Source organism: Sporosarcina sp. P25 (genome assembly GCF_002743235.1).
Taxonomy (GTDB): domain Bacteria; phylum Bacillota; class Bacilli; order Bacillales_A; family Planococcaceae; genus Sporosarcina; species Sporosarcina ureae_B.
The window spans coordinates 158908-184771 of record NZ_PDYV01000004.1 but is presented as its reverse complement, the minus strand read 5'-3'; the positions used below and the strand labels follow the sequence as shown (position 1 = coordinate 184771).

Here is a 25864-nt window from a genome sequence, read left to right as displayed (position 1 = left end):
TTATTTTACCCCCTTAACTATTTCCATATACGTTTCTGCCAGTTTACTAACTGCTTCTTCACCTCCAGCTTTATATGCTTTGGTGAGATCACTACCAATACCAACAGCCACGGCCCCCGCTAGTAACCAATCGCTTATATTATCTAAAGAAACGCCACCCGTAGGCATGAAACGAGTATGTGGTAACGGGCCTTTAAACGCGGAAATTATAGAAGGCTTAAATTGATTGGCTGGAAATAGCTTTAAGATATCACAGCCACCTTCCATAGCTTTATTCATTTCTGTAATGGTCATGCAGCCAGGAAGATAAGGAATAGCATAGCGATTGCACATTTTTGCTATTTCCTTATCATAATGTGGACTAACAATGAATTTAGCGTTTGCCAGAATTGCAATACGCGCTGTCTCTGGATCTAAAACTGTTCCCGCACCTATCACAGCATCTTCATCTACTAAACCTTTAAAGGCATCTTCAATAAAAGGTGTTGTAAATGTTAGCTCAATCACTGAAATACCACCTGAAATAGCGGCCTTCGAAATAGCAATTGCTTCTTTTGCATTGGCAGCACGAATAACCGCCACAACTTTTTGTTTCATAATATGATGAATTACTTGGTGTTTTGGAAGCATATTCAGATCTCCTTAGTCAAAAGTAATACAAGCCTTACGTACTTGATCAGGACTATTCTCGATAAAGTCAAATGCTTTTTGAACATCCTTCAGAGCGAATTTATGTGTTATTAAACCATCATGAGTTAACTTACCTTCATTTAATAGAGTAATTACTTTTTCGAATTGATTGGTCTGCAAACGAGAACCTACGATTTCTAACTCTTTTTTTGTTATAGGAAGCTGAGAGATGGAAGCGGGACGTTCATCAAAGCCAAGTACTACTACGGTACCAGCAGGAGAAGCAACTTGTACACCTAGTTCAAATGTTGACGGAAGGCACACAGCGTCTATTACAACATTAACACCTTCACTTTCAGTAATCTTCATTACTTCAGTTTCTACAGAAACTTTTCCTGCGTTTATGATATAGTCTGCTCCATTCTGTTCTGCAAACTGTAAACGTTTTTCATCTAAATCCGTCATGATTACAATAGCACCTGCTAATTTAGCCATCTTCAAAATACAAACTCCAATAGGACCACAACCTTGAATCAAAACGGTGTCACCCGCTTCAACATTACCTCTAAACACAGCTTGCGCGCCAATTGTATAGGGTTCCGCCAAAACAAGTTCATCCCATTCAAGATTCTTATTAACGCGATGAACTTGTCTCTCAGGAAGAACAATTTTTTCTTGCATACCACCATCTTCATGTACACCAAAAACTGAAAGATGCTTACAAACATTTTGACGACCTTTTCTACATGCGTAACATTTCCCACAAAATGAAATTGGTTCGATTACAACATGATCCCCTAATTTGAGTGTACTAACAGATTCACCTATTGCAGTAACTTCTCCCGCGACTTCATGTCCCACCACGCGGGGATATGTTGCTAAAGGGTTAGTACCATGATAGATATGCATATCAGAGCCACAAATACCTACACGCTTAACCTTTACTTGTACGTCAAATTCATTTTTTATCTCTGGACATTTTTTTTCAATAATCATTAATTTATGTGCTTCTGGTACTTGAACTGCCTTAATTTTCATCTTCTACACCTACTTAAATAGACTTGGTAAATATAATGTGATTTGTGGCACGAACGATACTAATAACAATATGACTAAACTAACACCTAGGAACGGAAGCAACTCTTTTGTTGTCTTGCCTATTGATACCTTCCCTATTTGCGAAGCAACGAACAGACAAACACCAACTGGTGGAGTTGTTAATCCGATAACAAGATTCAAGACCATCATGACGCCAAATTGCACTGGATCCATGCCAACTTCCATAGCTACTGGGAGTAACACTGGGAAAAGGATAACAAGTGCTGCAATGGTTTCCATAAAGGTACCAACAAATAGCAATAAGATATTGATTAAGATAATAACTATGATGGGATTGCTTGAAATACCTAAAATTGTACTCGCAACTAATTGCGGAATTTGTTCACTAACCATAATCCAACCGAACAAGTTAGCAAATCCTACTAATAACATGATAGACGCTGTACTCGTCATGGAATCCAGCATGATTTCCGGTATTTTTCTGATTGGTAATTCTTTATAAACAAAAATTCCAATGACCAATGCATATAAAACCGCGATAACAGAAGCTTCTGTTGGTGTGAATATACCACCTAAAATACCAACTAGTATAATGACTGTCATGAAGAGCGCCCAAAATGCCCCTAAGAAACTACTGCTTATTTCTTTGAATGATTTCCGCTCACCCTTAGGGTAATTTCTCTTAACAGAAATCAAGTACGTAGGAATCATCAAGCCTAGACCTAAAAGTATACCCGGCACTGCACCAGCTAAGAATAGATCTCCAATAGATACTGAAGCTAGTGTACCCACAATAATCATCGGCAAAGATGGTGGAATAATTGGTCCTACTGTAGATGATGAAGCTGTAACAGCGGCAGAAAACCCTGCTCCATATCCTTCTTTTTTCATTGCAGGTATCATGACTGCTCCGATACTTGCCGTATCAGCAAGTGCTGTTCCTGAAATACCTGCAAAACCCATAGATGATCCTACGTTTGCCAATCCTAAACCACCTCTAATATGGCCAAAGCAGTTATTCGCAAACTGAATAATACGATCAGTAATTCCACCGGCGTTCATTAGATTCCCCGCTAAAATAAACCCGGGAATACATAGTAAGACGAAGGAGTTTAGTCCGCCAAACATCCTTTGTGGAATAATTGAGAACGACATATCGTTAATAAACAAATATAAGAGTGAAGATAATCCTAAACTAAATGCAACTGGCACTCCAATAAATATTAAAACGAGAAAAGATAGGAACAGAACTAACGCCATCATTCTTCTTCACTCCCATCTAAATAAGGTTCTTTATTCTGTAGTAATAGTATAATTTTCACAACAGCAAATATTGAAAGGAATAATCCCATTAAGAAAATAGATGCATGCACAACAGACATCTGGATAGGTAATGTCGCTGCGCGTTGATTATGTCCTAGCAACATAAACTTATATCCTTCTTTGGCAATTACTAATGTTAAAACTAAAATAGTGATATAAATAGCCACATCATAAAATCTTCTAACGCTACTTTTCATTTTATTAACTAATAGATCAACATTAATAAATTCATTTCGCATCAGTGCTAATGGTGTACCAAAACTAATAGCGAATAAGAATAAGTAACGTGTTATTTCTTCTGTCCATATGTATGAGAAAGGTAGGAACCTAGATAAAATCTGTATAGTTACTACAATGATAACTCCAGCAAAACTTAAAATAGAAAGTATGCCCAGAATGCGTTCTACTAATTTTAACATGATTGCGTCAACTTCCTTTCTTAAGGAAAGACACAACCAAGTGTTAATTAGTTGTGCCTATTGTTTATAAATTACTTAACTTCAAGAATTTTTTCTAGTACTTCATTTTGTTCTTCAGACAATGCTTTTTTAACTGCTGGTAACATCGCTTTACTAAACTCTTCACGATCTACATCAACAAACTCCATACCTTTTTCTTCTAAGTCTTTTTCGATTGAGGTAATAGTTTCATCATATAATGAATCTCCGTATGCTTGCGCTTCAGCAGCGGCTTCTTTTACTGCTGTTTTCTGATCTTCAGTTAAGGCATTGTACTGATCATTTCCGACTAATACATAAATCCATGAATATACATGCTCCGTTCGATTCACATACTTCTGAACTTCATACAGACCACCACTTTGAATTAAATCTACTGGATTTTCTTGTCCCATAATAACTCCTTGCTGTAGTCCAGTAAAAACTTCGTTAAAGTCAATAACTTGTGGTTTCGCTCCAGCTACTTCCCAAACCTTCAAGAATAAAGGAACATTCGGTACGCGCATACTGAAACCTTTTAAATCAGCTAGTGATTGAATCTTCTTATCAGATGTTAAATTTCTAGGCGCTCTCGTATGATAATAAAGTGGAGTCAATTTACCCTTTTCAATAATTTGTTCTTCAACTTCTTTACCTACGTCCCCTTCAACCACTTTTTTCACGTGATCAATTCCATCGAATGCATAGGGTACAGCCATAAGGGCAGCTTTCGGAGCCCAGTTCTGTAACGTTTCGCCCGAAACAACCATATCAGCTGATCCAGCTTGAATAGAGTTAATCGTATCTGTCTCTGAACCTAAAGAGTTATTTGGATAAATTACAATTTCTATCTGGCCATCTGTCTTTTCTTTAACTGAGTCGGCAAATTCCAAAGCGGTTTTATGCCAAATATGGTTTTCATCAGCTAAATGCCCTAACTTCCATTTAATCACTTTATCGCTTTTTGTATCTGTTGAATCTCCTGTTTCATCTGCTCCACAAGCTGCTAGCATCAAAATCGCAATCAATAAACCTGCCATCCACTTAATTTTTCTCATGTTATTCGCCCCTTTTATAGTTGTCTGTAGAAAATGAATTATTGAATATAACCTTTTAATCACCCCTTCCATTACTTTTCATCTTTCAATCTCTTTAGTACCTGATGTAAACGATTGCACTTCACTTAAATATGGAAGTCCTTCATTATCTCCTAAAACGCTTACAACAAGTGCCCCAACACCATTGGCAAACCGCAAAGCTTCCTTTGGTTCCAAATCATTTAAATAACTATAAACATAACCAGCATCAAAACCGTCACCAGCACCTACTGTATCAATTACGGGAACTTCAAATGCCGGTGAAGTAAACCACTGCCCTTTTTTATAGAGCCTAGAACCTGCAGAACTATCTTTAATGACCAGATCCGTTATATTATAATCATTTGCAAATTTGATCAGTGCCGTTTCCGAACTATCTTCTAAAATTAAATGAATTTCATCTAAACCTGTCAATAGAATATCTATTTGTTGAAAGATTTCAAAATAAGCTTTTCTTGCATCCTCAATCGTCCATAATTTCAAACGTATATTCGGATCAAATGATACAGGAATATTCTTTTCGTTCGCTAATGTGATCAAACGTTTAGCTATTGCAAGATTTTGTGGATCGATTGCCAAGAATACTCCTGTAATATGCAATAGATCAATAGAATCCAATAAATGTTCATTAATATCTTCTACTCTCAGCGTTAGAATAGGTGATTGTTGACGGTAATAAAATGTCTTGCCTTCGCCACTTTCTCTAACCTCTTTAAAATTTACAGATGTAGTGTATCCATCTACAAAATCAACATCTTTTACATCGATTCCTTCACCGCGTGCAAAATTATAGATCACTTTACCAAATTCATCCTGTCCTAACCGGCTAATCCACTTACTATTTAATCCCAGTCGCGAACATCCTATAGCAAAATTTAATTCTGCACCACCCATTTTTCTTTCGAAATGAGTAACAAATCTCATAGGACCTTTAGTTATAGGGTCCATTGTAATCATTGCGTCACCAATTGTTAATACATTAAAATTCGTAGACATTTTCATAACTCCCTATCTTATACAGACTCCCTTTTCAATAAATGTGGCATATATCTTTGCACTTCTAAATCATCCGGTATCTCTTTATCATGAATGATTTTTAATAGTAGCTGAGCTGCTTCCATACCCATTTGAAAAGTTGGTTGTTTAATCACAGTTATAGCTGGCGTGAAAACTTCCAAAAAGGGAGAGTCATCCAGTCCTATTACGGCAACATCCTGAGGAATCAATAAATTATTTATTTTTATGAATTTCATTAATTCCATTAGTGCTAAATCATTAATTGCGTAGAATGCATTGGGTTTTTCTTCTTTATCCCATAAAACTTGAAGAGCGTCCATAATGTTTTCTCTTTCAGTCGCCACAAGCCAAGAGTCTTCAACAGGCAAAGAACACGCTTTCATTTTAAGCTGATAACCTTCAATTCTTTCAATCCGGGGTATTACTTTTCTCTCAATAGAAGTCGATACAATTGCTATTTTATTCTTTCCTACTTCAATAAATTGATCAATCGCCATCTCGGAGGCTTTATGATTATCTAGCATAATCGTAGGGTAATATGAGTTTTCTGTTCTCCTATCTACGAATACAATAGGGAAATTATTTTTTCGCAGATCAGCATAAAGATCTTCATTACCTACTGTAGGGAAAATAATAAGTCCATCTACTTGTTTAGCACGCAACATATCGATGTAAGAACGTTCTTTTTGAGGGTTATCGTCAGCGTTGCATACAAAAACATGCACTCCTTTTTCTTCACAAACATCTTCTATGGCCCTAATAACTTCAGTGGAAAAAGTATGTAATATATTTGCTACAATAATACCTATCGTGTTCGATTCTTTTCTCTTTAAACTTCTTGCCATGTTGTTTGGAATATATCCAAGCTCTTCAATGGACTGTTGTATTTTCACTTTTGTTTTTTCAGCCATGAACTCATATCTCTCGTTTATAAATTGTGAAACAGTACTTTTAGAGACGCCTGCTTTTTTTGCTACGTCAGCCATCGTCACTTTCATTTATTTCACCTTTTCCCACTTACTAAACCGGTTTAGTAAACCGGTTTAGTAAAAGTATAAATGCAACCGCTTCCAAAATCAATAACTTTCTTGTGATTTGTTTGAATATTTTTATTTATCTCAAATTCAATTCGAATACAAAGTAGCTAAAATAAAAGGATTGTAGTATTTTTATAACTACGTAATATTCCCTCTACAGAATTAATATCCCTGTTATGTGAGCCGTCAATAAGTTCAGTTTAAACTATATAATATGTTAATTTATTTTTCTCTTTTGTCCGCGACATACCACTTCCGTTCATCCACTTCACAAATGACTGGCTGATCTGTAGTGGTCCCAATATATTCCCCATCGGTGTGGCAACCTACTACTCGATCCGTCTCAATAATGAATTGGTCATTCTTATAAGTAGAAACTCCTTTTAACTTCGTATGACTTCCATTGAATACAGTTAAAAACACTGCTAAAAATTTCAGCACAGAAATAGAGTGGATGACTGTCAGCTCAAACTCTCCATCATCATAAATAGAATAAGGAGAAATTTTCATGCCGCCACCGTAGTATTTTTGATTACTGACGGTGATCATCCAGACATTCTCAAATATGCGAGTGTCTGAATCAATTTGAATTTTCGCGTTAAATGGTTTGAAGGCTAGTAAACTACGCGCTACGGTCAGAGCATACACTATGCTGCCAAGCTTCCATTTATTTAACGTCTTTTTAATAGTAGATTGTCCAACTGCCAATGAAATATCCGCATCTAAGCCGAAACCACAGTTGCTTGCAAAATAACGTTGATGCACGTCGCTCAATTTCACGGAGCCAAAGTCCACGGTTTTTCTATTAGCCGGTTCTATTGCGATATAAGATTCCACTTCCTGCAAATTATTGAATGCTGGAAACGTCCTTGCGAAATCATTACCGGACCCCGCTTTCATGACCCCGACAGTTACATGAGGATAACCTGCAACACCATTTAGCACTTCATGGATTGTCCCATCCCCACCTATTACGATGATCAATAACGAAACGGTGGTTTGTTTAGCAAGTTGCTGTGCAAGTTCTTCCGCATGATTATGTCGCTCGGTCAGATGAAATGGATAGCTGATATTCTTTCGCAAGCTTGCCCATAACTTGGCCCCTTTACCATCTCCAGCTTGTTCATTTATGATGAAATGTACATCCATACGGACCGCCTCTTTCAAAAGCCTTTTCATCATAGTAGCAGACTACCAATTAACATACTAGACCATTGTCAGACTATTTGATACTTCACTTGCAGACTTGCACTGATCGTAATCATACCCGACTCGATTGGTGTTCTACCGGTATCCGCCATAGTCATTGCACGGAAAGCTACTGGTTGAGATATATGCTGCTCTTCAACCTTTAATGGAATTGGCCGGTTCTGTAATTTCAATGAAGTCCCAATCGTAATCATTTTAGTCTCTGCATCTTGTAAGGCTAGCACCAGCGCTTGCTGATATTGTTCGTCTTGATTGGGCATCGTGAATTCGATCGATCCAATTTGATTCGCACCATTTTTGACCGCAAGATCGACGAGTTCGCCTGTTCGTGAAAGTTCGTTATTTGTAATGCGGATAGAATTAATCACTTCATACCCTTGAAAGCGCTGTTCTCCATTCACGTATTCATAGACTGGGCGAATTTGAAAATCAATCGTTTGCATGGATGTTTCTGCAATTCCCACTTTTTGTAGCGACTGGATTACTTGATTCATACGCTTAGCGTTTTCTTGCTGGATTTCTCCAAGTTCGGTTCCTCTTGACACTACAGATAATACAATATGAACCGTACTAGGAGAGACTTTCACTGTCCCTTCACCAAATACAGTAATCATCCGTGTTTCCTGTTCTTTATACATACATAACACTCTCCTTTTACAGTATTGTCATTTCTATGCAACATACGAGCCAATTTATACGTCTTTTTTGTTTACTCACGCACTGGAATGAGTATAAACATTTTGTTCAAATTTAAATGGCTAAGTAGAATTTGTTATTCTGTAGAGTAACTATTGAAGTAACTGGACATCTCTTATAGCTATCGAGTTTGTAGTTTAAAGAAAATTTAATTGCTGTTCAGTCTCATTTAAACAAAAAAGCTCTCGATCTATTAAGACCGATGAGCTTTGAATATTCGTTTTAATTTTAAAATGTGATGAATCCTTTTTGTACTGCGAACCCACCTAATGTACACAAGGCGATGACAACGAGTGTAATAATGAATAATCGATTGTTTCTGTCCAAGACGTCACCTTTTTCTCTATTGAATAGATTATTACTAGTTACCTCATTCTATCCTATCGAGTTTAGGAGAAGCAATCTATTTTTTATTTGAAGATCCATCTGCATTGGCACTAACCACAAGCAGTGTCACAGGTTGGCTAGTCTCGTTGAACCAGACGTGTTCCTGCATCGAATCTATATGGAACGATTCATTCGTATAGAATGTATCGGAGTAATCCTCCAAAATCACTTTAAGTTCACCTTCTAATATGTAGACAAATTCCTGCCCTTGATGCGCGTAGGGATGTGTATGGGATTCTCCAGGTCTCAATTCAATACGCGCGGGGAAAAATAACGGATTTTCCATATCACCTACAAGGTTTGTAAAAGTGAAATTTGGCTGGTCAGCAGTTTTTTTAATAGTCCGTTTCTTGGTCGGCGATTTTTCCGTTGGTTCCTCAAAGAATAAATTTATATGAACACCTAACGCCTCCGCAATTCTACGCAATGAAGTAAAAGTTACCGAACTAATTCCACGTTCTACTTGAGACAAAAAGCTGACGGATAATCCGCTTTTGACACTAACATCTTTTAACGTCAATTTATTCATCTTTCGAATCCGATGAATTTCTTTTCCTAATTCTGCATCCATTCCCATCCATCCCTTACTTAAAAATAATCTACTATTATTCTAGCATCAATATCAAAATGATTTCTTGTAATAATGAAAAGACTCCTGATTAAATCAAGAGTCTTCACTATTATATAGTAACTTTTATTTCGAACTTAATAAAGTAGGAAGCCAGGTAGCCAACGTTGGGAGCAAAACGAAAATAATCGTTGCCACAAGTTGGATGATGATAAACGGGAAAGTTGCACGATAAATCTTCTCAATACTAACCTTATCTCCCACCGCACTTTTTAGATAGAAGATCGCAAATCCGAATGGCGGCGTCAAATATGCTAATTGAAGAACAACCATGAAGACAACACCCCACCATAAGGGATCAAAACCAGCATCTGCAATAATAGGTGAAATTATCGGAGCTGCAAGCATAATCAATGCCATTGTCTCCAGAAACATTCCTAGTAAAATTATGAAAGCTAGAGAGAAAGCTAAAATCCCCCATTTACCTCCAGGGGCCAATTGAGCCATTTCAGAAACAAAACGATTTCCGCCTACTCCAGAGAACACAGCTGAAAATGCTGCTGCACCAATCAATATCCAGCCTACCATTCCCATCATTTTAGTAGATTCTTTAAGCGCCAGATTGATCTTCTCCAAGTTCAAACGCTTGGTGAATAGGCCAATAAGTAAAGTACCGAGAACCCCAACTGCCGCTCCTTCAGTAGGAGTCGCAATACCTGTAAAAATTGAACCAAGTACTATTACGATTAAAATCATCGGTAAGATGACAGACTTCGTAGCCAGCAGTTTCTCGCGAGTTGTTGCACGATCCTCTTTTTCCAACGAGGGAGCCATATCCTTGTTTTTATAAGCACGGAATAAAATATACGCTATAAACAATCCAATTAAAATGAATCCAGCACCTAAACCTCCAGCAAATAAGCTAGATACCGATACACCAGTAATAGCACCATAGACGACCATGTTTAAACTTGGTGGAATAAGTTGTCCTAGTGTACCTCCTGCCATGATCGATCCTAAGCTCAATGATTCATTATATTTATACTTCATCATCTGCGGTAACGCAATTAATCCTAGACCGATTACTCCTGCTGCAACTACCCCTGAAATCGCACCGATAATTGCACCTACTAAAATGGTCGCAATCGCAAGTCCACCACGCAATGCACCAGACCACTTGTAAACAGCATCATATAAATCGGTGATAATATTGGACTTTTCCAATAAAACGGACATCAGAATGAATAACGGAATTGCAATAAGTGTGAAATTGTTCATCACACCCCAAACAGCACTAGTTAACAGACTAGTACTATCAATCCCCCACATCATTAGCGCAAATACTACACCAACTGTAGATAATGCAAATGCTATTGGTACCCCTAAAAACAGAAGCAGCATCAATAAAACGAACATCGCAATCGGAGCATACTCAAATAATAGAATCATCTGCGCTACCCCCAATTGCGATTTTATAGATTTCGACCCAAGCTTGTAACCAAACTAGCAAGCCACTGATTGGAATAAACCACTTGAACCACCATATCTGTGGATTAAACGAACTCTGATGAGAAGAATGCTCCATTATCAATGTCGATTCAACAGCCATGAGGGACCCACGGTAGATCAGAAACGAAGCCACTAATATCACAAGTAACATAGCGATAATGCCAAAGAATTTATTCCATCTAGGAGACAATAAACGCGGAATGATATCCACTGCGATGTGTCCTTTCACTCTAAGCACTTCAGCTCCCGCTAGTAATATGGACACGCCAAATATGAAAATCGGCACTTCAAAACCCCAATCTGGTGCATTATGCAAAAAGCGTCTCATGATGATGGTATAGATGACTATTAGCGTTAGTGGAATCATCAGATAGCCCGCGATTTTTCCAGCGATAGACGACATGTTTTCTATTATAGTTGTTAAGAGAATCATGCAGCCACCGCCTATTCTTTATAGCCTATTTTTTTTGCTTGTTCGATATAACCAAGTTCAGCTAATAGATCAGCATATTGTTCTACATACTCTTTACTCGCTTCACTTTTTTCTTTATAATCATTTAACAATTCAAATCCTTTTTCACGCATTTCCTCAATATCATCTTCAGGCAACTGAATGAATTCAATGTCTGGATTATTCATCCATTCATTCTTCGCTTTTGAACTTTCTACGCCATATGCAATGGCAGATTGATAACGAACTTTATCTCTTGCCACCTGCACAATTGCCTTCAAATCTTCCGGTAACTCTTCCCAAGATTTCGGATTCGCAATCAGCTCTTTATCGGAACTTGGTCCAACATGTAAAGCAGGTTCGATAATGTATTTCGATATTTCGTTTAATCCCATTTCCCCATTCACCAGATAATCATTAAATTCTGCTGCGTCCACTGTACCCAGTTGCAAACCTGTATAGATTTCAGGTGCAGATAATGAAATAGCGGAAGCACCGAGTATTCCATAAAATAGACTCGCCACTCCGGCAGCACGAATATTTTTTCCTTTGAAGTCATCAGTAGAACGTATTGGTACTTGCGACATCAAGATTTCTTCAGGTGCATAATCGAATGCACCTAAGCTATTAATTCCATGCTTTTCATAGGCTTTATCCATAATGGGCTGTAGCTTTTCAGAACGATAGAAATGTTCTTCAAAGCCTGAAATCGGATCGCCAGGAATCGTACCTCCACCTAAAGCAAAAACGGGATCTTTACCTGTCCAGAAACCTGTATAGACAGCAGCTAGATCAACAACACCATTTTTCACCATATCAAATGTTTCATTTGTCGGGAATAAAATATTGGCACCAAATGGCTCAATCACTAAGCGGCCACCTGACATTTCTTCTACTGCTTTGACAAATGGCAATATCGTTCCATCGTACCGTGCAGTTCCTGGTATTTGATGTGTGACCATACGCCACTTATAAACTCTCTGTTCTCCTTTAGGTATTGTTTCATTAAGTTGACAGCCAGTTAAAATCATTAGAAAGATGAGTAGCAAACTAATCAGCGGTAAACCTTTCTTTAACATATTACTCCTCCTTTTGGAATCGCTTACATTCTGATAATTACGTCTAATTATTAGAGTTAATTTATTATAATTACAGTGTGAGTGTAAAGTCAACAATATTTTCTTCTTTACTGTAATCATGATGGATTGGTAGTACTCAATACATTCTTATATTACAAAAGTAATTCCAAACAAAAAACAGTCTCTGAAAATCTGATAATCCAGACTTCCAAGACTGTATGTCCTATAATTTGAATTCATTCTAACACGGGTTACATTATTCAATTTCTAACTTCAATTGATGTAGAAACTGGACCATGAATTCATGTCGTTCTTGTGCCAAACGCACGCCTTCCTTCGTGACCATCAATTCGCTAAGCAATAATAACTTCTCGTGAAAATGCGTAACAGTAGAAGTTTCTTTTTTACGGTATTCAGACTCAGACATATCCTTTCGGGCTTCTTCTTGCTGATCGTAAAGTTTCCTACCACGTGCTCCGCCAAATGCAAATGCCCGTGCAATTCCTACCGCGCCAATGGCATCCAAACGGTCAGCATCTCTGACAATTGCGCCTTCAATTGATGTAATATCTTTTGCGTTACCACCACTGAATGATACACTTTCAATCGCGGACATCACATTATTTGCAATCTGTTGTGTTGCACCTATTTTTTCAAGTAACTCTATCGTAGTGACTTCATGCATCTCTTCATATTTCGCATCTTCCACATCATGCAACAGAACTGCTAAACGCACGACTAGTTCATCAGCACTGGGTTCTGCAGTTAATATTTTCTCTGCATTTTTCATTACACGATCAATATGATCGAGATCATGACTCGCGTCAAATTTCTTATAAATACCTTCAACTTCCGTTCTACATTTCGCTATCATTTCTTGCATTAAATTCCTTCCCCTCTTTTTCATTAGTTATATGAATATACAGCCTAGAAAACCTATCCTTTTATATGTCGAATGAAATTCATTTCATTATTAGCAGAACTTACTGAAGCTCCATATTCTTCACCGTTATAGAGTTTAACATGCATTTCGAAGTTGGGAATACCTATACCGCCTTGTCGTACTATATACTAATTGGACAACGATTCTGATCACAGCTTGTCGAGATAGTCCACGAATTGCATAATACAATGCGTTTACCACCATCTACGTTAACAATCGTGTGAAGAAGGAAAGAAAGCTAGAGTGGCTCCTTTCCTTCTATTGGGATTCAGCATATATTATTTTACATAACTTATCAGATAGCCATAGCCTTTAGCTTCCATTTCTTTTAGCGGTACGAATTCAATCGATGCGCTGTTAATACAGTAACGTAATCCCCCGCGATCTTTTGGTCCATCTTCGAATATATGTCCTAGATGGCTATCCCCTGCACGGCTTCTCACTTCAGTTCGCACCATATTGAAACTTCTATCTATATGTTCCGTCATTACTTCGGGAACGATTGGTTGCGTGAAGCTTGGCCAACCGCACTGTGAGTCATACTTATCAGCACTTGAGAATAGCGGTTCACCTGTTGCGACATCGATATAGATGCCATCTTCAAACGTATTCCAATATTCATTAGAGAATGCCGTTTCTGTATTGTTACCTTGTGTTACTTGATACTGTTCTGTCGTTAACTTCTCTTTTAATTCTTTGTCGCTTGGCTTAGGATAGTTCGCAGCATCAATTACAGATGGAATTTCCTGATCTTCCAATGTATCGAATTCAACATGACAATAGCCATTTGGATTTTTCTCTAGATAATCTTGGTGGTTCTCTTCTGCTAGCGTAAAGCTTGTCAACGGTTCTACTTCCGTGACAATTTCTGCGTCATAGCGTTCCTGTTCGGCAGCAACGACTTCGTCAATAATCGCTTGATCTTCTGGCTTCGCGTAATAAATGCCCGAACGATATTGTGTACCACGGTCATTTCCTTGCTTATTCAAAGAGGTAGGATCAACAATCATGAAAAAGTGCTCCACAATCGTTTTCAAATCTGTATGTTTTGGATCATATTGTACATGAACCGTTTCTGCATGACCGGTTTTGCCCGTAATAACTTGATTGTATGTTGGATTTTCTGTCGTGCCATTTGCAAAGCCCGACGTCACATCATACACGCCATAGACCCGTTCCATATAGGCTTCAACACCCCAGAAACAGCCCCCCGCCAAGTAGATGTCCTGAAGATTATTTTCATCAAATTCTATATCATCATTGGGATTGGCGGGATATACGGTACCTGAAGAAGCAGTCAGTGAACTTGGGCTAGATGAGGAATCTGTTTTACCTATGCCACATCCTGTAAGTAACAAAATACCGAGTAAACCAAGTATCATTTTCAATTTCATAAAATGATCTCCTTTCGTTAATCAATTTGTGACATAGCATCGATAATTTGATCGTTTGATAGGTGGCCTGGCTGTGATCGAACCAAATTCCCTTTCGTATCAATAAAAGCCGATGTTGGATAGCCTTTTACATTGAATTCTTGGGCTAGACTTCCGCCATCATTTAAAAACACCGGCAAAGCATCTACATGTTGAACACCTTTGAACCATCTGATAAATTCATCGTGTTTCTTTTCATTATTAAATCCAGGTGCTACGACAGTCAGCACTTCAAAATCAGTTGAATCTTTAGCCAACGTATTGACTTCATCTAGGCCTGCAAGACAGATCGGACACCAAGAAGCCCAGAACTTTACATACACTTTTCGGCCTTCATAGTCGGCAAGGCTAACGGTTTCCCCTTTAATATCTTGCAAGGTAATGCTATTTGCGCCACTTTCTTTTTCGACAGAAGAACAAGCGCTCATAACAGCAACGATAACTAACAACAAAGCGATTTTTTTCATCATGGTGATTCCTCCTTTTATTGTGGAATATTTACTATGAACCACTTTAAATTATTCGGTATAAGGAATATTCTGTTAATGATTAACAGAACACCAGCAAGACGTATAGTTGCTAAAAGCCGTTTCTATTATTTCGTTCGATCCATTTGAACATGAATGAAGATGGATAACATGAGGATTGCATTTGGCAATAAAAATGAAGCGTTCCGCATCAAAAACCTGATTGGCTATCATTCGATATCCTCTCTTTCTATATATCTATTATAAAATAACCGTTCGATAAAACCTATCGATTAAGATTCGGCCACACTTTAATATGTTCAGCTGCAGACGTTTTTCGACAAAAAAAGATCCTTGTTTATAACTGTTGACAATTTGTCAACAAACATTTATTATTTTGAGAGAAGTAAATATTTTTACCGTCGTTGTAGAAATGGAGGGGTAGTGTCATGTCAGAAGCTAGTCTTGGTCTGTCTGTCGGGCAGTTATTGCGTGAAGTGTTAGAAGAACGTTCATTGTCCATGCGCAAACTAAGCGAACTTACAGATATTGATACTTCAACCATCTCTAGGATCATCAATGACAAGCGCAAAGCAACACTAGACCATCTGGAGAAATTCGCGATAATTTTAGAAATTCCATTAGCCAAGTTACTTCAAGCGGCAGGCTATCCGGTTGATGATAAACAGATGGTACATTCTGCTTATGATGAAACAATTCAACAACTGGTCGAAACATCAGAACTTCTATCTTCGGATATCTCCATTGAAAAAGTTGAACTTCAACTTGCCAGTTATGAAGCATATGTTCAGACCACTGAAGGAAGAGAAAGAATTCTACATGACTTTGATAACAAGTTAAAACTGGCTGGCGGAGTAGGTCCATTCGTCGATCAAATGAAAGATTTATTTGCACGGTTTAAAATGCAAGATGTTGCAAAACGTGATCTAGCCATTATCGGCAGCGCATTATTATACTTTATCATTCCTGTGGATGTCATCCCGGACTACATTTTCGCGGTCGGGTATCTGGATGATGCGATCGCGGTCCAAATTGCTTCAAGCGTACTAACAAAGAATTCATAATCAAATGAATAGGTGTGACATTAATGGAAAACAGAGAAACTGGAAAGCGTCGTAAGAAAAAACTAAAAAGAAAATATAAACGATTAATATTCATGGTATTCACTTTGCTACTATTAGCGGGTGGCGGATACGTCGCAGCACAGTATTCAAACGGCCTTTCGTTTGCGAACGGTGACAAAACAAATGAAATACATACAGAACTAAGCGACAGCAGTAATACTTTTTCTACTAACGATTCTGCTTTTGATGACTTTGAAGGTGGCGAATCTCAATTTGGAGAAATTAACGTATTGTTGATTGGTGATGACGCAAGAGGCGACGAAGATGACACTCGTTCAGACGCTCTGATGATTGGTCACTACGATCAAACAACAAACAAAGTGAAGTTAATTTCTCTGATGCGTGATATATACGTCGACATCCCAGGTCACGGTATGGAAAAGATCAATGCCGCTTATGCACTTGGAGGTCCTGAATTAGTACGACAAACGATCAAGCAGAATTTCGATGTAGATGTCCAATATTATGCGATTGTTAATTTCGAAGGTTTCTCAAAAATCGTCGATGTAATCGCTCCCGACGGTATTGAAGTCGATATTCCATATGAGATGTCACACGGACTAGGTTTAACTCTCTATCCCGGCCAACAAAAATTGAACGGGGAACAATTACTCGGTTACGTACGATTCCGCCACGACATCCACAGTGATTATGGTCGCGTGGAACGGCAACAAGAAGCGTTAGGGAAACTGAAGGATGAAGCGATGAGTTTACAAACACTTGTCAATATACCGAAATTAATGGGCGTTATTGATCCATACATTGATACGAACATCGACAGTAAAACGATCTTTACAATTGCTAAAGGTATGTTGACCGGTGGGAAGAATAACGAAATGGAATCACTGCGCATTCCCGTAGAAGGATCGTTTGGAGATCTACGCACAGAAGTTGGAGCTGTTCTCGAGATTAACTTAGAACAGAACAAACAAGCATTACGAGAGTTTTTATCATTAGAGGATGAATCAGTAGAGGACGAAAGCGAACAAAACGGACACTATGCAGAAGTTCAAACAGAAAATCAAGATCCACAATACTAGAGCGATATAGTTACTCAAAAAAATAAGCTGTTCCAGTCATTCAACCGACCGGAACAGCTTATTTTTACGATACACTACTTATAAAATGATAAACATCATGTAAATATTAAGAAATTCTATGCACAGAATCAGCAAAGTCAAATCTATATTCTTTTTCTATAGTTCACTATTTTCCCGTATGATCTTTAATCAACGCTTAAACATAAAAGTCTTTTATGTACTACCCTGTTGATATGTTCAAGTTTAAGTTGAGGTTAAAATATAATTAGGTGCTATATTAGAACGGCTTATGCCACCGTATGGATAGTCCAATGAGAAGTCCTATTCATACTAGAATATTCGTAATTCTCATGATAAGAAAGCGCGAAATATACAAGACCAGGTTATCATCACTTATAGTGCAACTAAGACAAGGTTGAGATTGATCATTTTATTGATACTAGTCACTTATTTATAACTGAGCTTAAAGGAATGCCAATTTATTTGAACCTTATTCCACTCTGTAAAGTTCTATCTTTATATAGTTCTTGAAATGATTTCACTTGAGAATAATAATATTTGCCAGCGTGTTCCACTCTTTTAACTTGACCAATAGATTCCAAGTAAATTAAATTTGTAATCGTTTGCATAAAGGCAGGTAAAAGTTTTCCATTTGAATATCCTTTATAAACAAGTTGACATGCATCAAATGCAGTCTTTCCTTCTTCCCCTATCGCCTCAAAGGTCTGTCTCCATCTTTTTTGATAATGTACTTTCATTTCTGCCACTCTATCGGGTAAACTAACGATTGCTTTTCCGTGACCCGGTAAAGCAATGCCTGTTTTATAACTAGCAACTTTATCTAATGACATCATATATTCTTGTAATGGATTATCATTAATATGCTTTGATGTCACTAATGGATTCATAGAACGTAAAATATGATCACCTACAAAAATAGTGCCACTTTCTCTTTCATAAAAGCAATAATGATCGATAGCATGACCTGGTGTCCAAATTGCCTCAAACAGACCATCTCCAATCTTTAATAAGGAGCCTGTTTCAAATATATGGTCAGGTTCAAATTGATAAGTGTCCAGTTTATAATACGGTTCAATTTCAGCTTCATCGTCACGATAATGAATGGCCCCATTCCTGATCGCGAAAGACCTCATGGGATTAACGTAATCTTCATCAAATGTTTTGCGAGACTTTAATATTTCTTCATATCCTTTAACAGATAGCCAAATGGGTAAGCCATAATTGAGCTGAAACCAACCAGCTAGACCTAAATGATCAGGATGTGCATGAGTGATAACCACTTTTTCGATTTTCATCCCCTTACAAAGAACCTTTTCCCACAAAGCTTTTGCTTCTTCAGTATTGTCTCCTGTATCTACAATGGTATATCCATTTTCACCTTCTACTAAATAGCTATTGGTATACCCCATATTAAAAGGCATAGGCACCTTTAATCGCAGTATTTTGTTAGCAACTTCCTCTAGCATTTCAAAAACTCCTCTCGCAACCTCAACTTCAAAAACATGTAGTTGTTTATTATCGAGCCATGATTGTACCGCCATCTACCATGATTGTTTGACCGGTAATATAATCAGCATCATTACTTGCAAGAAACACTGCAGTTCTTCCAATATCTTCTTCACAATCCCCTAGACGTTTCAAAGGAATGAGAGACACCATTTTTTGATATGCATTTGGCTGATTTTGTTCCATTTGTGCAACGCCAGGAGAGCTAGCGATTGGAGAAATAAGATTGACAGTAATTCCATGTCGACCCCATTCATTCGCTGCTACTCTCGAAATCCCCCGTATCGCTTCTTTTGCAGCAGCATAAGAAGATTGCCTGCTTAAACCGACCAACCCAGCGCCAGATACAAAATTTATTACTTTTCCTTTTGTTTTTATTAAATATGGTAAGCTATGTTTCATTAATAAAAATGTCGGCCAGAATCCTGTGTCAAATGAGTATTCCATATCCTCTTCAGTCGTTTCTTCCAAAAGAACATTATTGGTGGCGTGTGCATTATTGATCAATACATCCAATTTCCCAAAACGTTCAATGGTTTGATCAATTAGTTTAGGCAATTGTTCTCTATTTCGTAAATCCGCTTGGATATAGAAAGCATCGCATCCTAAATCCAGCAGTTCTTTTTCTGTTTTTCTTCCTTTATCTGCATTTAAGCCAACAAACACAATAGAAGCTCCTTCCTTTGCGAAAGCATGACAAATCCCTCTTCCAATTCCTGAAGAACCACCCGTTATAAAAGCAACTTTTCCTTTTAATTTCATTTTCAACATCCTTCCCGCGACATTTTATTTTGTCAAATTGTTGTATATAAAAGTTATGTTATAATTATGACAGTAACCATAGTATGGAAATGAGGTCATAAATAATGGAAGCACTTTGTCCAGCTGATTTGCTAATTGAAAATGTAACAGTCATTACAATGGATCCGCAATTTCCGAAAGCATTCGGCATCGCTATTGCAAAAGGCAAGATTGTAGGACTTTTGCCATCTTCTTCTAGCTCTTGGCCTTTGACTCCAACAGGGTTGCGCATGAATGGTAATAACTTAGTTATATTACCTGGCCTTATAGATGCACACTGCCATCTTCGGGCATTACTTAGTCAAAATAATGCTGTCTCATGTACTAGCCAAGACGTACGTTCGATAGCGGACATCTTGAAAGCGATTCATTCAAAAACATTACAAGTATCAACTAGTACTTGGATTCGCGCTTTCGGATATGATGTTTCTCAGTTAGATGAAAATCGTCATCCCACCCGCTATGATTTAGATAAAGTTGCGCTAGAACATCCTGTTCGCTTACGCCATGTGACTCGGCATGTATCTATATTAAATAGCGTAGCATTGAATATAGCAGGAATCAGCGCTAACACAGTCGATCCTCCTGGCATACATATCGAAAGAAATTCAGAAACTAACGAGCCAACCGGAATGATTCACGGCGGCGATGCTTGGCTCTCGCAACACATTGTACCTAATGCTACTTATAGTGAACTTCAAAAGGGGGTCCCGAATTTAAAAACCCGCTTGTTAAAATATGGAATTACAGCTGTTCTGGACGCAACACCTACCAATCGTTTGGAAGATGCGAAGTTTTGGTATACCGCACTCCAGAACAATTGGCCCATTACTATTCAATTGATGACTGATTTTGAGCAACATGTTGAAGTTGCTGCTTATATTAAACAAGAACTTCCTTGTTATTTTCGTGAAAAACTAGAAATTGGACATATCAAAATTGTAATGGAAGCCTTGCCTGAGATTGTGCCTACGCTCGATAACTTATCTAAACTTGGCCAAGAAGCATTTGAAAGAGACGGTAGTTCTTTGGCTATTCATGTGGTTGATCCTGAAATGACATGGACAGCCATAGAAGCGATCAGACAAATACAATCTAGATTTCCAAATGCTCACCATCAACATCGTTTCGAACATTTAAGTTTATCCCCTGAAGCATTTCTTCCAGACATTGCAGCTTTAGGAATACGCGTTGTGACGAATCCTAGTCTGATATATGATCATGGAGACCGTTATTTAGCAGATGTTGAAGTTTCAGAACATGAATGGTTATATAGAATGCAAAGCCTTTATGAAGCAGGAATCGCCATGGCTGCGGGATCAGATGCACCAGTTGCTTCACTCAATCCTTGGCTCGGTATCCAAACAGCTTGTACGCGTAAAACTTCCAAACAGCAAGCTGTAAATCCAAAAGAAGCATTGGACCGTTGGAACGCTTTACATCTTTATACAGCAGGTGCAGCGGAAGCAGCGGGATGGAAGAATAAGCGCGGAATGATCAAGCCCGGTTTTCAAGCCGACCTAGTGGCTGTTAATCAAAATCCCCTTACTTATCCTATCGATAAGTTACATTCTATCGCTGTTAAAGCAACATGGATTGCTGGAAAACTTGTATTTTCAGATATTTAAATAAACTTTTTGTGAAACCGCATACATTAAATCGTTTTCTCTAAAGGTTTGCGTTATAATTGAGTAATTAATATACAAGGCATTTTTTTGTAAAAAAGTTAATGGAGTGATGAAATGACAGCAGAGAAACCAGTGCAGCGTTTAAATACAGTTAACAATGCAATTTCCCTTTTGACTATGTTTATTAAACATGATTCAATCGGCCTCGTAGAAATTGAAGACGAAATTGGTATTAGTAAAACCGCTGCTTTTCGTTTAGTCGCAACTATGGCAGATCGCGGTTTGTTAATGAGAGATAAAAAAACGAAGCGCTATCATCCAGGCCCCCTACTATTTCAATTAGTACGGAAGTCAAAAGTAAATGATATTGTATCAATTGCTCAACCATACATACAGGAATTAGCGCAGATTACAAATGAATCTATTTATCTTTCGATTCGAAGTGGCTATAAACATATTTTTTTATCGGGAATATATAGCCCTCAACTTCTTAAAGTAATGATTCCTATCGGAGAAGAAACCGATCTACATATTGGTGCAGCTGGAAACCTACACTTAGCGTATATGTCACCTATAGATGTTGAAAACTATTTTAAGCGTAAAATCTTTGAACCCTTTACACCTAACACAATTACAGATCCGGCACTTTTCAAAGAAAAATTAGTCAACATTCGAAGTATGGGTTTTTCCACCAGTCTCGGAGAAAGAATGCAGGACTCTGGAGCTGTGACAGCCCCCATTTGGGAACATACTGAAGAACCCGTTGCAGCAATAGGAATCTATTTTCCGATGACGCGATTTGATGATCAGAAAAAACAGCATTATATTGAATTAGTTAAAACATATGCACAAAAAATTTCTGAAGAAGTTGTTTTGGGGCGGGACTAAGTGCTTCCGCCTTTTTACTTACTCAGAAACTTCTTGATTTTTTAGCTGCCAGCTACGTTTGAATAGAACGCCTTCTCTAGCAATACCATCAGCTTCTGGCATATCGTTACTCGTTGCGACTAATGTTTTAATCCATCGAGCGTTTTGAGGGTATTGGGTTACTATTTTTTTCATATAGGAGATGGTTTGTTCAACCAATATATCTTTTTCAATGATACCGCTAATCATTCCTATACCAACACCTTCTTCTGCGGTGATTCTTCTGCCGCTGATTGCCAAATCGTGTGCTTGCCCTTGTTTCACAAGGCGGGGCAAGCTTTGCGTTCCGCCTGCAGCGGGTAGCATTCCAATTTGCGCTTCAGGTAGTGAAAGTTTTGTCCCTGGCGAAGCAAAACGAAAATCGAAGAGCATTGCCATTTCCAATCCAGAACCGATGGCAAAACCATGCATGGCGGCCGCTATCGGTTTTTGCATACGACGGATGTCTTCCCATAAATCATGCTGCAATCGGATTCTTTTTTTCTCAATGACCGTCGATGTAGTTCCAAATTCCGTTAAGTCAGCTCCAGCGCAAAATCCACGCCCTGCCCCACAAACAACGATTGCATCAATAGAAGGATCTTCATTCACAATGTGAACATAATGATATAATTGGTCTCGTATTTCTACATTGAATGTATTTAAAGCATCAGGTCTATTCAGCGTTAAAATTGCTATATTTTCATCTTTTTCCATTAAAACCGCACTATTATTCATCTTCCATCCTCCATTCTCACGTCCACGGATAGTATCAAAATTCTTATGTTTATTTCCCCGTAAATTGTGCAGGACGTTTCTCTAAAAAGGCCTGTACGCCTTCCATTCGATCTTCGCTTGTGGATAATAGCATATAGATATCTAATTCCAAACGCAATGCTTGTTCAAATGACAACTCACTGCCCCTTAACAAACATTCCTTCGTATATTGCATAGATAGACTAGATAACTTGGCAAGCTCTTGGGCTTCTTGACATGCCGCTTCCCAAACGGATTGTTTATCTACAATTTTATTGATTAGTCCCAACTGCTTCGCCTCTGATGATTGAATAACTTCTCCACCAAGCAGCATAGACATTGCAGGCCCTTTCCCTATAATACGTGGTAGGCGTTGCGTAATCCCCCCTGTTGGAATTAGGCCGTGTTTAGATTCAGGAACTGAAAAAAAAGCCGTGTCGGATGCATACCTTACATCAGCAACACATGCTAAACTAAGCCCTAGTGAAGAGCATTCTCCTTCAATTGCTACAATAACCGGATGTGGAATACGCGCCCATTGTTCAATTGCATTGTTAGACAGGGCAATAGTTGCATATAGATCATCTTCTATTGTCGGGTTTTCTATTTGAGGGTTCCAACAGCTAAAACTTTTTCCCCGAGCCCCTAGAACAACTACTTTAATATCTTCACGATGTGATAACTCTGTAGCTATTGCTGCCAACTCTTGAGCCATTTCTGCATTTAATACATTTCCATTTTCCCCATTGTTTAGTAAAACTTGGGCAACTTCGTTTTCAATAGATACATCAATAATACAATATTTCATAGCGGTCACCCTTTTTTCTTTTTTTTATTTCATCATTATGTTCACCGAGCAGTGGTGCTGCCAATTTAGAATGTCTCTCCCAGCCTTCACTTTTCCACGGCATTCCTAGTGTTGGTTCCCCTTTTATGCCAATGTAGAAGTCTAATCTTAGATTTCTCACTAAATCGGCTATTGATTGTTCAAAAACTTTTTTATCTGGTGGCTGTGACTTATTCCCTTCTATTATACGGTCTCCTATAAATTGAATGGCTGTTTCATATTGTGATACGTCAATGGTAAACCCTGCTCCATATATGCTTCTAGAGAATAAAGTAGCCCCTAAAGCAAAAGCGCCGTGTATCCCAGCTCCAATATCACTAATCGAAAATCCAGGAAGCCACGGAGTTTCATCTTGATAAAATGTAAGGGAAGCAATGCCAGACATCGCTTCCAAAGTTGGTCCGTATCCCACGAAATCCCTGTAGGGTCCTGTCTGGCCAAATGCAGAAAGTGAGATAATGATGAGTTGTTCATTTCTCTGTCGTAAAACTTCTGACGTCAATCCGAAGTTCTTCATTACACGCGGACTATAGTTTTCAATGAGTACATCGCTTGATTCAATCAAATCCATTAATATTTCTTGATCTGATTCCTTTCGTAAATCAAGTGTAACTCCTTTTTTATTACGATTTAGTTCCCTAAAAAAAGGAGCTTGATTATCTTGATTCGCACGAATGCCGTCTGGACGATGGGGAGCCTCCACTTTAATAACTTCTGCACCTTGATCAGCTAATAGTCGAGAACAGTAAGGACCAGACCACATACTAGTTAAGTCGATAATGCGAAGTTTATTCCAAGATTCAACTGGTGGTTTTGAATATGAAGTTGAACTGTTTAATTGGTGCTTCGAAATTTTAAAAGGAGGTAGAATGTACTTCCCCCCATTTTTATGGGATATAAGTTGTCTATGTTGTAATTGAGGACAGTCATCTAATTCTTCAAAAGTTTGCACTTTCCCAAAAGGCATTCTAAACGCTTGACCAGTTTCAAACAGTTCTTCCTTTGTCATTTTTTTGGACCAACCCAATATCAAACTTTCTATTTCTTCATAGTGATTTAAACGACCATCATTTGTATTCCAATGGGACTTATTTTCCACTCCCATCCATCGTGTGAATAAATCCCATTGCTCATCTACAGGCGCTCCAATAAAAGCATTTCCATCAATGGTTGGAAAGATAGCCATTGGCGCCATATACCGGTGGCGATTTCCTACTCTATGGTGAACTATTTGCGCTGCTTTAAATTTTGAATAAGCACCCTCTAAAGCACTAACCGCGATTATCAATGCGTCTATATAAACTTCCCTACCCTTATCCGTCCAATTTCTTTCTAATAACGCAAACAGGCCAGCTGTGGCTGCATGGGCTCCAACTAAATAAGCAGCTGGATAGCCCCCAATCGTTAGGGGCTCCTTTTCGGGATCTCCTGTGGAAGTTCTCCACCCAGCTATCGCTTGAAGTGATTGTTCTTCGTCAACATCTACTTCTTCGGGAAATTGAATCGTTATACAAACAAGATCTTCTTTTTGATTCAAAATTTGGATCGCTTGCGAACTGAGCTGCTGTCCACATGAGTGGCTATCTTTTATAATTAAATCCCATTTTTGTTCAGAAAGAAGGGAACGAATAGCGGCATCTTTTTTAGATGGATTGGAATAATAAAGTAAATATTTATTATCATCTCTAAAAAGATTCGGATAATAGACTGTACTCACTATTTTTGTAACGGCTGCCCCACTTGAAGCGAATAGTTTACTTGCATAACTTCCGGAAGGGCCATTTGTTACATCTAAAATCCTTAAATCTTTCAACAAATAATGTGTACAGTCATTCCCCATATAGATCACCTCATTATCGCAATCAATTTATA

25 protein-coding genes are annotated in these 25864 nt (G+C 38.1%); 4 read left to right on the top strand and 21 right to left on the bottom strand.

Annotated elements, in window-relative coordinates; translation table 11 throughout:
* The 16 genes from CSV70_RS05730 to CSV70_RS05655 form a co-directional block, all read right to left on the bottom strand.
* Nucleotides 1–630: a bifunctional 2-keto-4-hydroxyglutarate aldolase/2-keto-3-deoxy-6-phosphogluconate aldolase gene (locus CSV70_RS05730; protein WP_099628378.1), complete on the bottom strand. Its 630-nt coding sequence runs from the start codon at nt 628–630 to the stop codon at nt 1–3.
* A gap of 12 nt (nt 631–642) precedes the next feature.
* Nucleotides 643–1662, bottom strand: coding sequence for a zinc-binding alcohol dehydrogenase family protein (locus tag CSV70_RS05725; protein WP_099626889.1), 1020 nt, complete (start codon nt 1660–1662; stop codon nt 643–645).
* A gap of 15 nt (nt 1663–1677) precedes the next feature.
* The gene (locus CSV70_RS05720; protein WP_099628377.1) at nt 1678–2952 is read right to left on the bottom strand and encodes a TRAP transporter large permease; all 1275 of its coding nucleotides are present in this window, start codon (nt 2950–2952) and stop codon (nt 1678–1680) included.
* Complete coding sequence (locus tag CSV70_RS05715) at nt 2949–3431, bottom strand: TRAP transporter small permease (protein WP_099626824.1); 483 nt, start codon at nt 3429–3431, stop codon at nt 2949–2951. Before CSV70_RS05715 ends, CSV70_RS05720 begins: the two co-directional genes overlap by 4 nt.
* Nucleotides 3432–3502: 71 nt before the next feature.
* Nucleotides 3503–4507 (bottom strand): TRAP transporter substrate-binding protein, encoded by a 1005-nt coding sequence (locus CSV70_RS05710; RefSeq protein ID WP_099626823.1) that lies wholly within the window; start codon nt 4505–4507, stop codon nt 3503–3505.
* 78 nt (nt 4508–4585) lie between these two features.
* Nucleotides 4586–5542 (bottom strand): sugar kinase, encoded by a 957-nt coding sequence (locus CSV70_RS05705; protein WP_099626822.1) that lies wholly within the window; start codon nt 5540–5542, stop codon nt 4586–4588.
* Between the two features lie 17 nt (nt 5543–5559).
* Entirely contained in the window at nt 5560–6561 is a 1002-nt protein-coding gene (locus CSV70_RS05700; RefSeq protein WP_099626821.1) for a LacI family DNA-binding transcriptional regulator, read from the bottom strand.
* Nucleotides 6562–6822: 261 nt separating this feature from the next.
* Nucleotides 6823–7749, bottom strand: coding sequence for a diacylglycerol/lipid kinase family protein (locus CSV70_RS05695; RefSeq protein ID WP_158232290.1), 927 nt, complete (start codon nt 7747–7749; stop codon nt 6823–6825).
* Nucleotides 7750–7817: 68 nt separating this feature from the next.
* Nucleotides 7818–8447, bottom strand: a complete 630-nt coding sequence (locus tag CSV70_RS05690; RefSeq protein ID WP_099626819.1) for an SIMPL domain-containing protein — start codon at nt 8445–8447, stop codon at nt 7818–7820.
* A gap of 461 nt (nt 8448–8908) precedes the next feature.
* Nucleotides 8909–9463, bottom strand: coding sequence for a helix-turn-helix domain-containing protein (locus CSV70_RS05685; RefSeq protein ID WP_085131072.1), 555 nt, complete (start codon nt 9461–9463; stop codon nt 8909–8911).
* Between the two features lie 123 nt (nt 9464–9586).
* A complete protein-coding gene (locus CSV70_RS05680; RefSeq protein WP_099660922.1) occupies nt 9587–10909 on the bottom strand; it encodes a TRAP transporter large permease in 1323 nt (440 codons plus the stop codon).
* On the bottom strand, nt 10893–11402 hold the full coding sequence (locus CSV70_RS05675) for a TRAP transporter small permease subunit (RefSeq protein WP_099660921.1): 510 nt from the start codon (nt 11400–11402) through the stop codon (nt 10893–10895). The genes CSV70_RS05680 and CSV70_RS05675 overlap by 17 nt, the downstream gene beginning before the upstream one ends.
* Before the next feature lie 11 nt (nt 11403–11413).
* The gene (gene dctP / locus CSV70_RS05670; RefSeq protein WP_158232383.1) at nt 11414–12499 is read right to left on the bottom strand and encodes a TRAP transporter substrate-binding protein DctP; all 1086 of its coding nucleotides are present in this window, start codon (nt 12497–12499) and stop codon (nt 11414–11416) included.
* 256 nt (nt 12500–12755) lie between these two features.
* The gene (locus tag CSV70_RS05665; RefSeq protein ID WP_099626816.1) at nt 12756–13382 is read right to left on the bottom strand and encodes an HD domain-containing protein; all 627 of its coding nucleotides are present in this window, start codon (nt 13380–13382) and stop codon (nt 12756–12758) included.
* A gap of 338 nt (nt 13383–13720) precedes the next feature.
* Nucleotides 13721–14836, bottom strand: a complete 1116-nt coding sequence (msrB, locus tag CSV70_RS05660; protein ID WP_085131077.1) for a peptide-methionine (R)-S-oxide reductase MsrB — start codon at nt 14834–14836, stop codon at nt 13721–13723.
* 17 nt (nt 14837–14853) lie between these two features.
* Nucleotides 14854–15345, bottom strand: coding sequence for a redoxin domain-containing protein (locus CSV70_RS05655; protein WP_099626815.1), 492 nt, complete (start codon nt 15343–15345; stop codon nt 14854–14856).
* Nucleotides 15346–15791: 446 nt separating this feature from the next.
* On the opposite strand from CSV70_RS05655, the gene CSV70_RS05650 reads away from it, so the two are divergent.
* Together CSV70_RS05650 and CSV70_RS05645 are read left to right on the top strand one after the other, a co-directional pair.
* Nucleotides 15792–16427 (top strand): DUF1232 domain-containing protein, encoded by a 636-nt coding sequence (locus CSV70_RS05650; RefSeq protein ID WP_099626814.1) that lies wholly within the window; start codon nt 15792–15794, stop codon nt 16425–16427.
* A gap of 23 nt (nt 16428–16450) precedes the next feature.
* The gene (locus tag CSV70_RS05645; RefSeq protein ID WP_085131080.1) at nt 16451–17527 is read left to right on the top strand and encodes an LCP family protein; all 1077 of its coding nucleotides are present in this window, start codon (nt 16451–16453) and stop codon (nt 17525–17527) included.
* Between the two features lie 479 nt (nt 17528–18006).
* Here CSV70_RS05645 and CSV70_RS05640 read toward each other — a convergent pair whose 3' ends face one another.
* The gene (locus CSV70_RS05640; protein WP_158232288.1) at nt 18007–19014 is read right to left on the bottom strand and encodes an MBL fold metallo-hydrolase; all 1008 of its coding nucleotides are present in this window, start codon (nt 19012–19014) and stop codon (nt 18007–18009) included.
* 49 nt (nt 19015–19063) lie between these two features.
* Nucleotides 19064–19816 carry an SDR family NAD(P)-dependent oxidoreductase gene (locus CSV70_RS05635; protein ID WP_085131082.1) on the bottom strand — a complete coding sequence of 251 codons (753 nt, stop codon included), beginning with the start codon at nt 19814–19816 and terminating at the stop codon, nt 19064–19066.
* A gap of 104 nt (nt 19817–19920) precedes the next feature.
* Between CSV70_RS05635 and CSV70_RS05630 the strand changes: the two genes are divergently transcribed.
* A complete protein-coding gene (locus CSV70_RS05630) occupies nt 19921–21483 on the top strand; it encodes an amidohydrolase (protein ID WP_085131083.1) in 1563 nt (520 codons plus the stop codon).
* Nucleotides 21484–21597: 114 nt separating this feature from the next.
* A complete protein-coding gene (locus CSV70_RS05625) occupies nt 21598–22371 on the top strand; it encodes an IclR family transcriptional regulator (RefSeq protein ID WP_085131084.1) in 774 nt (257 codons plus the stop codon).
* An 18-nt stretch (nt 22372–22389) separates the two neighbouring features.
* Here CSV70_RS05625 and CSV70_RS05620 read toward each other — a convergent pair whose 3' ends face one another.
* From CSV70_RS05620 to CSV70_RS05610, 3 genes are read right to left on the bottom strand one after another with little or no spacing between them, the layout of a single operon-like run.
* Nucleotides 22390–23127 (bottom strand): enoyl-CoA hydratase/isomerase family protein, encoded by a 738-nt coding sequence (locus tag CSV70_RS05620; RefSeq protein WP_085131085.1) that lies wholly within the window; start codon nt 23125–23127, stop codon nt 22390–22392.
* Nucleotides 23128–23176: 49 nt separating this feature from the next.
* Nucleotides 23177–23953 (bottom strand): enoyl-CoA hydratase/isomerase family protein, encoded by a 777-nt coding sequence (locus tag CSV70_RS05615; protein WP_085131086.1) that lies wholly within the window; start codon nt 23951–23953, stop codon nt 23177–23179.
* Nucleotides 23934–25808 carry a CaiB/BaiF CoA-transferase family protein gene (locus tag CSV70_RS05610; protein ID WP_158232287.1) on the bottom strand — a complete coding sequence of 625 codons (1875 nt, stop codon included), beginning with the start codon at nt 25806–25808 and terminating at the stop codon, nt 23934–23936. The genes CSV70_RS05615 and CSV70_RS05610 overlap by 20 nt, the downstream gene beginning before the upstream one ends.
* Nucleotides 25809–25864: the final 56 nt, after the last annotated feature.

Coding starts and splice junctions, on each gene's coding strand:
- CSV70_RS05655 (WP_099626815.1), bottom strand. CDS start 15,345: ATGATGAAAAAAATCGCTTTGTTGTTAGTTATCGTTGCTGTTATGAGC.
- CSV70_RS05710 (WP_099626823.1), bottom strand. CDS start 4,507: ATGAGAAAAATTAAGTGGATGGCAGGTTTATTGATTGCGATTTTGATG.
- CSV70_RS05720 (WP_099628377.1), bottom strand. CDS start 2,952: ATGATGGCGTTAGTTCTGTTCCTATCTTTTCTCGTTTTAATATTTATT.
- CSV70_RS05685 (WP_085131072.1), bottom strand. CDS start 9,463: ATGGATGCAGAATTAGGAAAAGAAATTCATCGGATTCGAAAGATGAAT.
- CSV70_RS05635 (WP_085131082.1), bottom strand. CDS start 19,816: ATGAAATTAAAAGGAAAAGTTGCTTTTATAACGGGTGGTTCTTCAGGA.
- CSV70_RS05680 (WP_099660922.1), bottom strand. CDS start 10,909: ATGATTCTATTATTTGAGTATGCTCCGATTGCGATGTTCGTTTTATTG.
- CSV70_RS05665 (WP_099626816.1), bottom strand. CDS start 13,382: ATGCAAGAAATGATAGCGAAATGTAGAACGGAAGTTGAAGGTATTTAT.
- CSV70_RS05630 (WP_085131083.1), top strand. CDS start 19,921: ATGGAAGCACTTTGTCCAGCTGATTTGCTAATTGAAAATGTAACAGTC.
- CSV70_RS05615 (WP_085131086.1), bottom strand. CDS start 23,953: ATGAAATATTGTATTATTGATGTATCTATTGAAAACGAAGTTGCCCAA.
- CSV70_RS05650 (WP_099626814.1), top strand. CDS start 15,792: ATGTCAGAAGCTAGTCTTGGTCTGTCTGTCGGGCAGTTATTGCGTGAA.
- CSV70_RS05705 (WP_099626822.1), bottom strand. CDS start 5,542: ATGTCTACGAATTTTAATGTATTAACAATTGGTGACGCAATGATTACA.
- CSV70_RS05620 (WP_085131085.1), bottom strand. CDS start 23,127: ATGAATAATAGTGCGGTTTTAATGGAAAAAGATGAAAATATAGCAATT.
- CSV70_RS05695 (WP_158232290.1), bottom strand. CDS start 7,749: ATGGATGTACATTTCATCATAAATGAACAAGCTGGAGATGGTAAAGGG.
- CSV70_RS05700 (WP_099626821.1), bottom strand. CDS start 6,561: ATGAAAGTGACGATGGCTGACGTAGCAAAAAAAGCAGGCGTCTCTAAA.
- msrB (WP_085131077.1), bottom strand. CDS start 14,836: ATGAAATTGAAAATGATACTTGGTTTACTCGGTATTTTGTTACTTACA.
- CSV70_RS05730 (WP_099628378.1), bottom strand. CDS start 630: ATGCTTCCAAAACACCAAGTAATTCATCATATTATGAAACAAAAAGTT.
- CSV70_RS05675 (WP_099660921.1), bottom strand. CDS start 11,402: ATGATTCTCTTAACAACTATAATAGAAAACATGTCGTCTATCGCTGGA.
- dctP (WP_158232383.1), bottom strand. CDS start 12,499: ATGTTAAAGAAAGGTTTACCGCTGATTAGTTTGCTACTCATCTTTCTA.
- CSV70_RS05640 (WP_158232288.1), bottom strand. CDS start 19,014: ATGCTAGAGGAAGTTGCTAACAAAATACTGCGATTAAAGGTGCCTATG.
- CSV70_RS05645 (WP_085131080.1), top strand. CDS start 16,451: ATGGAAAACAGAGAAACTGGAAAGCGTCGTAAGAAAAAACTAAAAAGA.
- CSV70_RS05625 (WP_085131084.1), top strand. CDS start 21,598: ATGACAGCAGAGAAACCAGTGCAGCGTTTAAATACAGTTAACAATGCA.
- CSV70_RS05715 (WP_099626824.1), bottom strand. CDS start 3,431: ATGTTAAAATTAGTAGAACGCATTCTGGGCATACTTTCTATTTTAAGT.
- CSV70_RS05690 (WP_099626819.1), bottom strand. CDS start 8,447: ATGTATAAAGAACAGGAAACACGGATGATTACTGTATTTGGTGAAGGG.